The sequence below is a fragment of the Streptomyces sp. NPDC020807 genome (assembly GCF_040641575.1).
Lineage (GTDB): Bacteria > Actinomycetota > Actinomycetes > Streptomycetales > Streptomycetaceae > Streptomyces.
On record NZ_JBFADU010000013.1, the window covers coordinates 163,787 to 172,641 of the forward strand.

Here is an 8,855-nt window from a genome sequence, read left to right on the forward strand (position 1 = left end):
CACCTCCGTCCCATGATCAGCCAGCGGGGGAAGGATCGCTCGATGTCGGCACGCTCGATGACGGTGATCGGAGGCAGTGCTACTGGGAGGCTCGCCCATGGGCGGACGCTCACACCTTTCGGTCGTCGGGTTCTTGTACGACGACCATAGTAAAGGACAGGCAAAACGCGGGACGGGTCGCCCCGCCGCCGATCAGGCGCCGAGCGGCTTCGTCCACCGGCGCCAGTGGTCCTCGCGCCCGTACCCGGCCGCCGTCCACAGGCGCCGACCGGTCTCGTTCCGTTCGAGGACCATCGCGTCCGCGCGTCGGCCGCCGAGCGCGACGAACCGTTCCTCCGCGGCGCGGAGGAGGGCCGTGGAGATGCCCTGGCGACGGTGGGAGGGGAGGACGGCGAGCCGGTAGAGGGAGGCGCGCCAGCCGTCCCATCCGGCGATCACGGAGCCGACGATCAGCCCGTCGGCCACGGCGAGGATGAGGGCCTCCGGGTCGCGCTCGACGAGCCGGGTCACCCCGTGCACGTCGTCGGAGATGGAGGTGCCCTCGGCGGACTCCTTCCAGAAGGCCAGGACGGCCTCGGCCTCGTCGGTCCGGGCGGGACGAATCTGTAGGTCGATCATGGTCGGGATCCCACCACGGGGGAGGGGCGGCGGCGACGGAGTTTCGCATCCCGAGACGCCCGTGACCGGTGACGCCCGTGACCGGTGACGCCTGCGACCGGTGACGCCTGCGACCGGTGACGCCTGCGACCGGTGACGCCCGCGGCCCGGGGCGTCGGCGGCCCGAGGCGTCGGCCCCGGCGCGTCACCCGGTCACGAAGCAGAACTCGTTGCCCTCGGGATCCCGCATGACCTGGAAGGAGCCCTGCTCGTCCGTGACGAGGCCCCCGACCCGTACCGCCCCCGACCCGAGCACCGCGTCGGCGGCGAGCCCGGGGTCGGCCACCTCCACGTCGAGGTGCAGCCGGTTCTTCACGGCCTTGCCCTCCGGCACGCGCTGGAAGGCGAGCCGCACGAACTCCGGGGGGTCGACGTACGACCAGTCGGCGGAGCGGTCCACGGGATCACCCCCGAGCAGCCCCGCCCAGAACCGGACGAGGCCGGAGGGATCGGCACAGTCGAAGACGATCTCCTGAACACGCGCGCGCATGCCCGCAGCCCAGGGGGTGTCCGACCCTGATCCGCCGGACAGGACCCGTGGGGTCGGGGTCTTCCCGGACGGCTCGCCGAACCGCTCGACGAACTCCCCCGCGTCCCACGTGCCGCCCAGCGCCGGGGCCAGCCACCCGGCCGCCGCCGCGCGGAAGGCCGTCGGGGCGAGGGAGCCCGAGCCCTCCGGGACCGCGCCCAGGAGCGGGGCGTCCGCCGACTCCGGGAGGTCCGTCAGGTTGCAGCGGGAGGCCAGGTCAGGGTCGTCCGGCCAGCTGCCGACGACCACGCCCAGCTGCTCGATCCCGCGCGAGCGCAGGGCCTCGGCCGTCAGGGTGGCCGAGTTGAGCGTGCCGAGGCCGGCCGTGGCGACGACCAGGACCGGGGCGCCGAGCAGGGCCGCCGCGTCGGCGAGGGTCCCGCCCTCCTCGTCGAAACGGACGAGCAGCCCGCCCGCGCCCTCCACGAGGACCAGGTCGTGCGTGCCCGCCAGCTCGCGGGCCGCCTCGGCGACCTGCCGCGGGCCGACGGGCGCGAGGCCCGCGCGGCGGGCGGCCGTGCCCGGGGCCAGCGGCTCCGGGAACCGGCCCAGTTCGACGGCGGACACCGCGCCCGAGAGGCGGACGACCTCGTCGGCGTCGCCCGTGTCGTCCGGGCCGACGCCCGTCTGCGCGGGCTTCAGGACCGCGACCCTCCGCCCGGCGGCCGTGGCGACGGCGGCCACCGCCGCGGTCACGACCGTCTTGCCGATCTCGGTCCCCGTACCGCTGACGACGACGATTCCCACTGTTCCCTCGGTCCTTCCCTCGGTCCTTCGTTCCCGTTCGCGGGTCAGCCCGCGGCCGCCGCCGCGCACACGGCGGCGGAGATCCGGGCGAGGTCCTCGTTGTCCGTGACGTACGGCGGCATCGTGTAGATCAGGTCGCGGAACGGGCGCAGCCACACGCCCTCCCGGACCGCCGCCCGCGTCGCCGCCGCCATGTCGACGTCGTGGTCGAGCTGGACGACGCCGATCGCTCCCCGCACCCGCACCTCGCGCACGCCGGGGAGGTCCGCGGCCGGGGCGAGCCCGCTCCGCAGCCCCGCCTCGATGCGCTTGACCTCGACCTGCCAGTCCTGGGACAGCAGCAGGTCGATCGAGGCGCACGCCACCGCCGAGGCCAGCGGGTTGCCCATGAACGTCGGGCCGTGCGCCAGGACCGGCACCTCGCCCCGCGAGATCCCGTCGGCCACCCGGCTCGTGCAGAGCGTCGCCGCCATCGACAGGTAACCGCCGGTCAGCGCCTTGCCCAGGCACATCACGTCGGGCGAGACCCCCGCCTGGTCGGCGGCGAAGAGCGTGCCCGTACGGCCGAAGCCGGTCGCGATCTCGTCGAAGACGAGCAGCACGTCGTGCGCGTCGCACGCCTCCCGCAGCACCCGCAGGTACCCCGGGTCGTGGAACCGCATCCCGCCCGCGCCCTGCACCACCGGCTCCACGACCACCGCGGCCAGCTCGTGCGCGTGACGCCCGATCTCGGCGCGCAGGAGCTCCGCGTACGACTCCTCGTACGCGACCGGCGGCGTGTCCACGAACACCTGCGCCTGGAGCACGCCCTGCCACAGCTCGTGCATCCCGCCATCGGGGTCGCACACGGACATCGGCTGCCAGGTGTCGCCGTGGTAGCCGCCGCGCCAGGTCAGCAGCCGCTGCTTGCCGGGGCGGCCCACCGAGCGCCAGTACTGGAGGCACATCTTGGCCGCGACCTCGACGGAGACCGACCCGGAGTCGCTGAGGAAGACGTGCCGCAGCGGCTCCGGGGTGATCTCGACGAGCCGCGCCGCCAGCCGGACGGCCGGCTCGTGGGTGAGCCCGCCGAACATGACGTGGCTCATCCGGTCGAGCTGCCCGCGCACGGCCTCGTTGAGGACGGGGTGGTTGTAGCCGTGGACGGCCGACCACCAGGAGGACATGCCGTCGATCAACTCGTCCCGCCCCTCGGCCGGTTCGGCCAGCCGGAGGCGCACCCCGGACGCGGACGCGACGACCAGCGGGTCCGTACGGCCCGGCATGGGGCCGTACGGGTGCCAGACGTGTGCCCGGTCCAGGGCGAGGAGTTCGTCGTTACGCATTCGGCGCCAGGTCCGTGCCCGCGCCCCGGCGGCGTACCGCCACCAGGTCCGTACGGGCCTCGTCGGCGCTCCGGCCCGGAGCCGTGGCGGCCGCCGTGGGGGCCGTCTCCGCGTGACCGCCGCACGGGCCGCAGCCGCCGCCGCCCTCCTCCGCGTGCGAGCCGCAGCCCGCCGAGGCCTCCGAGCCGCAGCCGCCCGCCGACGCGGAGGAGCCGCAGCCGCCGCCCGCCGCCGCGAGCGCGTCCGCCCGGTGCTTCGGGAGCGTCGTCGTGCCCGCGCCCTCCACCTCGAAGCCGGCGTCCGCGATCATGTCCAGGTCGGCCTGACCGGCCTGGCCCTCGCTCGTCAGGTAGTCGCCGAGGAAGATCGAGTTGGCGATGTGCAGGGCCAGCGGCTGCATCGAGCGCAGGTGCACCTCGCGCCCGCCCGCGATCCGGACCTCGACGTCGGGGCAGACGAACCGCACCATCGCGAGGATCCGCAGGCAGCGCTGCGGGGTGAGGTTCCACTCCTTGGCGAGCGGCGTGCCCTCGAACGGGATGAGGAAGTTGACCGGCACCGAGTCCGAGTCGAGCTCGCGGAGCGCGTACACGACGTCGACGAGGTCCTCGTCGCTCTCGCCCATGCCCGCGATCAGACCGGAGCAGGCCGACAGGCCGGCGGCGTGCGCCTTCTGCACGGTGTCGACGCGGTCCGCGTAGGTGTGGGTCTTGGTGATGCCCCCGTACGTCGCCTCGGACGTGTTGAGGTTGTGGTTGTACGCGTCGGCGCCGGCCTCCTTGAGCCGCTCCGCCTGGCCGTCCGAGAGCAGACCGAGGCAGGCACACACCTCGACGCCCTCGTTCTGCTCCTTGATCGCCTCGATGGTCCTGCCGACGCGCTCGACGTCCCGGTCCGTCGGACCGCGACCGCTCGCGACCAGGCAGACCCGCTTGGCGCCGCCGGCGACGCCCGCCGCGGCGGCCTGGGAGGCCTCGTCCGGCTTCAGCCACGTGTACTTCAGGATCTCGGCCTTGGAACCGAGCCGCTGCGAGCAGTACGAGCAGTCCTCGGGGCACAGCCCCGACTTCAGGTTCACCAGGTAGTTCAGCTTCACGCGCCGCCCGAACCACTGGCGGCGCACCTTCCCGGCGGCCGCCACCACATCGAGCAGTTCGTCGTCGGAGGTCGCCAGGACGGCGAGCGCTTCTTCACGGGTCGGCAGCTCGCGCCGAAGCCCCTTCTCCACCAGCGTGTTCAGCAGGTCCATAAGGGCTGATCCTTGCCTACCGCCCGCCCCCTGGCCAAGGAGGAACCGAACAAACGGTCCGGAACGAGGTGTGTGGATGACCACATCCCGGCCCCGGCGTCCTCCGGTTAGGGTCTGTGCGCTGCCTACAAAAGGATCGCCGCATGTCACAGGCCGACGACGCCCGGGCCGAGGGCCCGCGCCGGACCGCTTTCGACTGGACCGACGCGGAGGCGCGCCGCCGGGCGGAGGCCGGACTCGTCCGGGTGCTGCGGCCCCGGCCCGCCGACTCGGACCTCCTCGACCTGGCGAGCAACGACTACCTCGGCCTCACCCGCCGCCCGGAGGTCACCGGGGCGGCGGCCGAGGCGGCGCGGCGCTGGGGCGCCGGCGCCACCGGCTCCCGGCTCGTCACCGGCACCACCGAGCTGCACACGCTCCTGGAGCGCGAACTCGCGGCCTTCACCGGCTTCGAGGCGGCCCTCGTCCTCTCCTCCGGATACGCCGCCAACCTCGCCGCGCTCACCGCGCTCGGCGGCCCCGGCTCCCTGATCGTCTCGGACGCCTCCAACCACGCCTCGATCGTCGACGGCTGCCGCCTCGCCCGCGCCGAGGCAGCCGTCGTCCCGCACGCCGACCCCGAGGCCGTCGCCAAGACGCTCGACGCGCACCCCGGCCGCCGCGCCCTGGTCGTCAGCGACTCCGTCTTCTCCGTGGACGGGGACAGGGCCCCGCTGGCCGCGCTGGCCCACGCCTGCCGCGCGCACGGCGCCGGGCTCGTCGTCGACGACGCCCACGGCTTCGGCGTCCTCGGCGACGGCGGACGCGGAGCGCTGCACGAGGCGGGGCTCGCGGGCGACGAGGACGTCGTCGCCACCCTCACCCTCTCCAAGTCCCTCGGCAGCCAGGGCGGCGCGGTCCTCGGCCCGGCCCGCGTCATCGAGCACCTCGTCAACGCGGCGCGCACCTTCATCTTCGACACCGGCCTCGCCCCGGCTGCCGTCGGCGGCGCGCTCGCGAGCCTGCGCCTGATCGCCGCCGAACCGGCGCTCCCCGCCCGGGCGGGGACCGTCGCCACCACTCTGTACGAGCTCCTCACGGCGGCCGGTCTGACCGCCGCGCGGCCGGACGCGGCCGTCGTCTCGGTCCGCGCGCCCTCGCCGGAGGCGGCGCTGCGGTGGGCGGCGGACTGCCGCGAGCAGGGCCTGGCCGTCGGGTGCTTCCGGCCCCCGTCCGTACCGGACGGCATCTCGCGGCTGCGGCTCACGGCCCGCGCCGACCTGACCGAGGCGGAGATCCGGCGGGCGGTGGCGACGATCCTGCGGACGGCACCCCAAGGGCGTTGAGCCACGCCGGAGTTCACCGCTTCGGGCGATAGATGCGTACATATCGTGGTGGAAGCCCGCCCGGGGCGGCACGATCGGTGGCACTCTGACGCGCAGCGCAATCCGGGCGGGGCGCGCTTACCGGGGCGGTGTCCCGGGGTGGGAAAGGGACAGCGGCGCCATGGCAGATCATCAGGAAGCATCCGTCACGCTGCCGAGCGATCCCGCCTCGGTGCGCACGGCACGGCGGTACGTCGCGGAGGTTCTGGGCGGCTGGGGGCTCGACGACGGCGCGGAGAGCGCGGACTCGATCCGGCTGATCGTCTCGGAGCTGGCCACCAACGCCGTTCAGCACACCTTCGGGCAGTCGCCGACGTTCACGGTCGACCTGAGGCTGGAACGGGAGGAGCGGCTGCACATCGGGGTGACCGACAGCCATCCGCGCTGGCCCCGGCGGCTGCCGGCGGCGGTGCAGCAGGACAACGGCCGCGGCATGGTCATCATCAGGGTCCTGGCGGCGGAGGCCGGGGGCCGTCTCTCCGTGACTCCGACGGCGGAGGGCGGGAAGACGGTGTGGATCACGCTGCCGTGGACGGCGTCCCTGGCGGCGAGCGTGTAGCGGGCACGTGCCGGAGGCGGGGGGGTGCGGCGGCGCCACCGCACCCCCCGGTCCTCCGGGCTACCGCTCAGGGATCAGCGGACGCGGCCGTAGTAGACCTTCGACGACCAGATTCTGTCGAGCTTCACCCAGGAGCCCGTCTTGGGCGAGTGCCAGATCTTGCCGCTGCCGGCGTAGATGCCGACGTGGTAGACCCTTCCGCCGGAGTGGAAGAAGACCAGGTCCCCCTTCTGCCTGCTGGCCTTGGAAATGTGCCGGGTCTTGTTGTACTGCTGCTGCGCGGTACGGGGCAGCGACTTGCCCGCCTTCTTGTACGCGTAGAGCGTGAGACCGGAGCAGTCGAACCGGGTGGGTCCGACGGCTCCCCATCGGTAGGGCGAGCCCTTCTTGGCCGCCGCGATGCTCAGTGCCTTGTTCGCGTGTGCCGTTGCCGCCTGGGCCTCCGGTGCCGCACCTGGTGCGAACAGCGTGCCGCCGACGGCGGCGAGGGTGAGAGCCGAGACGGCTCCGGCCCGGGACAGCAGGGACGGGACGTGCATCTGCGCGGTCATGCGCAACCCTTCGTCAGCCGCCTGTGAAGGATGACCTGTCGGGTTCGGGCAGGCGAAGATGCCCGGCCGCTCGCGCGGCTTCACCCCAAGGGACGACCACGCCGTCGAAACAGCGCGTACGTCCCGTACTGCCTGGGTCCTCCACTCCTGCCGAACCACTCCTGTCGACCAGTCGTCCGGGGCAGCGGCAGGACTCGGCGTCCGCCCGGACCGCCCCGCCGCGGTGGCGGGGGCTTGTCGTCGTCGAGGATCTTGACCCACGACATGGGCGAATTCCGAGCGGAAACGGCGTTATGTGAGGCTCCTCACGACTGCTCCGTACGGGTGGACAAGCAGCCTTTGTGATCACTGGAGGTTTGGCCGACGAGCCGCGCACCAGCGATGGAACGTTCGATTCCGCCAAATGCGTACACCTGTTGCGCAACTCGCTCCCGTGCGGTGACGCAGTCGTGACTACGCCGAACGGGGGAGGGTTTCTGCGCGCTCCGTCGGCCGTGCGGACCTCGACACGACACGCCCCGACGTCAACTCGCCGGGTCCCCCGGGACGGTGACCCGGCCGGCTCGTCGCTCTCCGTCCAACACCCGTAGCGCACGCGCCAATGTCTCCGCGTGGACCTCGCTCTCGCCCCGCACATGCATGAGCGTCAGCGCCTCGCGCAACGCCTGCGCCCGTCCCACCAGGGCCTGAGCCGCCCGCAACGCCCCATAAGTATGTGTGCCCCTGGATGGATTGATCTTCCCCAGGAGGTCGACGACTTCGAGGTACGCGTCGACGAGTTCGGCCTCGGCCCGGGTCAGGGCGGGCAGCGGCGGCAGGTCGGGAACCACGGCCGCCTCACCGCCCCGACCCGCCGCCGACGGCGCGCCGGCTCGTCACCACGTGGTCCGCCAGGCCGTACGCGACCGCCGCCGGGGCGTCGAGCACGGTCAGCCGCTCGATGTCCGCGTCGACCCGCTCGCGGTCCCTGCCCGAGTGCTCGGCGAGCATCCCGGCGACCAGCCCGCGCAGCCGCAGCAGCTCGCCCGCCGCGATGCCGAGGTCGCTCGGCTGCCCGTGGACGGGCTCGTCGAGCGCCGGTTCCCTGAGGGTGACCCGGGCGCCGGGCAGGATCAGCCGCTTCCCCGGGGTCCCGGCGGCGAGCAGGACGGCGGCGGTGTCGCAGGCCTGGCCGAGGCAGGTGGTCTCCACGTCGCTGTGCAGCGACCGCATCGTGTCGTGGACGGCGCTCATGGCGGTGACCGAGCCGCCGGGGGAGTTGATGTAGAGCGAGATGTCCCGGCCCGGCTCCGCGTGGTCGAGGTACAGGAGCTGGGCGATGACGTCGTTGGACGAGGCCTCGTCGACCGGCGTGCCGAGGAAGACGATCCGGGCGTCGAGGAGCTTGGAGTACGGGTCGAGGGTCCGGGTTCCGAAGCCGGTCCGCTCCGTGAACTCGGGCAGAACGTAGCGAGCGTCCATGGGTGCACACCTCCGTCTGTCAAAAATGTACAGGACGTACAGTCCGTAAGATGGTGAGCATGACCTACGAGATTCCGGTGACGCAAGCGCGGGCTGAGCTCGCCGACCTCATCAACCGCGTCGTGTACGGCGGTGAGCGCGTGGTCGTGACCCGGCACGGGAAGCCGCTCGTCGCCCTCGTCTCCGCCGCTGACCTGGCCGAACTCGAAGCGGCCGAGAAGCCCGCCGACGAGCAGGTGGTCTCCTCGCTCTCCTCCCTGCGGGCCGTCGACTCCTCTCCCGGCGAACAGAGCCGCTTCGGGATCGCCGCCCACCACCGGCCGCCGGGCACTTCCTGAGCCGCGACACACGGAAGCCGCGCACCCCCGTCCGCTGGAGCGGGGGTGCGCGGCCGGGTTGCGGGGCGGGGGCAG

10 protein-coding genes, 1 pseudogene and 1 riboswitch are annotated in these 8,855 nt (G+C 73.2%); of the genes and pseudogenes, 3 read left to right on the forward strand and 8 right to left on the reverse strand.

The genetic code is table 11. The features are described 5' to 3' along the window. Positions 1-192: 192 nt before the first annotated feature. The 5 genes and pseudogenes from AB0G79_RS20575 to bioB all read right to left on the reverse strand — a co-directional run bounded on the left by AB0G79_RS20575 (position 193) and on the right by bioB (position 4,507). The gene (locus tag AB0G79_RS20575) at positions 193-618 is read right to left on the reverse strand and encodes a GNAT family N-acetyltransferase (RefSeq protein WP_360808355.1); all 426 of its coding nucleotides are present in this window, start codon (positions 616-618) and stop codon (positions 193-195) included. 184 nt (positions 619-802) lie between these two features. Next, positions 803-1,147, reverse strand: coding sequence for a VOC family protein (locus AB0G79_RS20580; protein WP_360808390.1), 345 nt, complete (start codon positions 1,145-1,147; stop codon positions 803-805). A 99-nt stretch (positions 1,148-1,246) separates the two neighbouring features. Then, positions 1,247-1,933 (reverse strand): annotated as a pseudogene (gene bioD / locus AB0G79_RS20585) (dethiobiotin synthase); the annotation flags it as partial. 44 nt (positions 1,934-1,977) lie between these two features. After that, positions 1,978-3,258, reverse strand: a complete 1,281-nt coding sequence (locus AB0G79_RS20590) for an adenosylmethionine--8-amino-7-oxononanoate transaminase (protein ID WP_360808357.1) — start codon at positions 3,256-3,258, stop codon at positions 1,978-1,980. Then, positions 3,251-4,507, reverse strand: a complete 1,257-nt coding sequence (bioB, locus tag AB0G79_RS20595) for a biotin synthase BioB (RefSeq protein WP_360808359.1) — start codon at positions 4,505-4,507, stop codon at positions 3,251-3,253. Before bioB ends, AB0G79_RS20590 begins: the two co-directional genes overlap by 8 nt. Before the next feature lie 143 nt (positions 4,508-4,650). Here bioB and AB0G79_RS20600 point away from each other — a divergent pair, with 143 nt between their 5' ends. Continuing rightward, on the forward strand, positions 4,651-5,832 hold the full coding sequence (locus AB0G79_RS20600) for an 8-amino-7-oxononanoate synthase (protein WP_360808361.1): 1,182 nt from the start codon (positions 4,651-4,653) through the stop codon (positions 5,830-5,832). Between the two features lie 160 nt (positions 5,833-5,992). Further along, positions 5,993-6,430 (forward strand): ATP-binding protein, encoded by a 438-nt coding sequence (locus tag AB0G79_RS20605; protein ID WP_360808363.1) that lies wholly within the window; start codon positions 5,993-5,995, stop codon positions 6,428-6,430. A 74-nt stretch (positions 6,431-6,504) separates the two neighbouring features. Here AB0G79_RS20605 and AB0G79_RS20610 read toward each other — a convergent pair whose 3' ends face one another. From AB0G79_RS20610 to AB0G79_RS20620, 3 genes are all read right to left on the reverse strand, one after another. After that, positions 6,505-6,981 (reverse strand): C40 family peptidase, encoded by a 477-nt coding sequence (locus AB0G79_RS20610; RefSeq protein ID WP_360808365.1) that lies wholly within the window; start codon positions 6,979-6,981, stop codon positions 6,505-6,507. A gap of 3 nt (positions 6,982-6,984) precedes the next feature. Next, positions 6,985-7,191, reverse strand: a riboswitch (cyclic di-AMP (ydaO/yuaA leader). Positions 7,192-7,505: 314 nt separating this feature from the next. Then, the gene (locus AB0G79_RS20615) at positions 7,506-7,811 is read right to left on the reverse strand and encodes a hypothetical protein (RefSeq protein WP_360808366.1); all 306 of its coding nucleotides are present in this window, start codon (positions 7,809-7,811) and stop codon (positions 7,506-7,508) included. A gap of 7 nt (positions 7,812-7,818) precedes the next feature. Further along, entirely contained in the window at positions 7,819-8,442 is a 624-nt protein-coding gene (locus AB0G79_RS20620; RefSeq protein ID WP_360808368.1) for an ATP-dependent Clp protease proteolytic subunit, read from the reverse strand. A 59-nt stretch (positions 8,443-8,501) separates the two neighbouring features. Here AB0G79_RS20620 and AB0G79_RS20625 point away from each other — a divergent pair, with 59 nt between their 5' ends. Further along, positions 8,502-8,780 carry a type II toxin-antitoxin system Phd/YefM family antitoxin gene (locus AB0G79_RS20625; RefSeq protein WP_360808370.1) on the forward strand — a complete coding sequence of 93 codons (279 nt, stop codon included), beginning with the start codon at positions 8,502-8,504 and terminating at the stop codon, positions 8,778-8,780. The last annotated feature ends 75 nt before the right edge of the window (positions 8,781-8,855 follow it).

Excerpts from the sequence above, each read along its gene's own strand:
- AB0G79_RS20620 (WP_360808368.1), bottom strand. The coding sequence starts at position 8,442 with ATGGACGCTCGCTACGTTCTGCCCGAGTTCACGGAGCGGACCGGCTTC.
- AB0G79_RS20605 (WP_360808363.1), top strand. The coding sequence starts at position 5,993 with ATGGCAGATCATCAGGAAGCATCCGTCACGCTGCCGAGCGATCCCGCC.
- AB0G79_RS20590 (WP_360808357.1), bottom strand. The coding sequence starts at position 3,258 with ATGCGTAACGACGAACTCCTCGCCCTGGACCGGGCACACGTCTGGCAC.
- AB0G79_RS20580 (WP_360808390.1), bottom strand. The coding sequence starts at position 1,147 with ATGCGCGCGCGTGTTCAGGAGATCGTCTTCGACTGTGCCGATCCCTCC.
- AB0G79_RS20600 (WP_360808361.1), top strand. The coding sequence starts at position 4,651 with ATGTCACAGGCCGACGACGCCCGGGCCGAGGGCCCGCGCCGGACCGCT.
- AB0G79_RS20625 (WP_360808370.1), top strand. The coding sequence starts at position 8,502 with ATGACCTACGAGATTCCGGTGACGCAAGCGCGGGCTGAGCTCGCCGAC.
- AB0G79_RS20610 (WP_360808365.1), bottom strand. The coding sequence starts at position 6,981 with ATGACCGCGCAGATGCACGTCCCGTCCCTGCTGTCCCGGGCCGGAGCC.
- AB0G79_RS20575 (WP_360808355.1), bottom strand. The coding sequence starts at position 618 with ATGATCGACCTACAGATTCGTCCCGCCCGGACCGACGAGGCCGAGGCC.
- bioB (WP_360808359.1), bottom strand. The coding sequence starts at position 4,507 with ATGGACCTGCTGAACACGCTGGTGGAGAAGGGGCTTCGGCGCGAGCTG.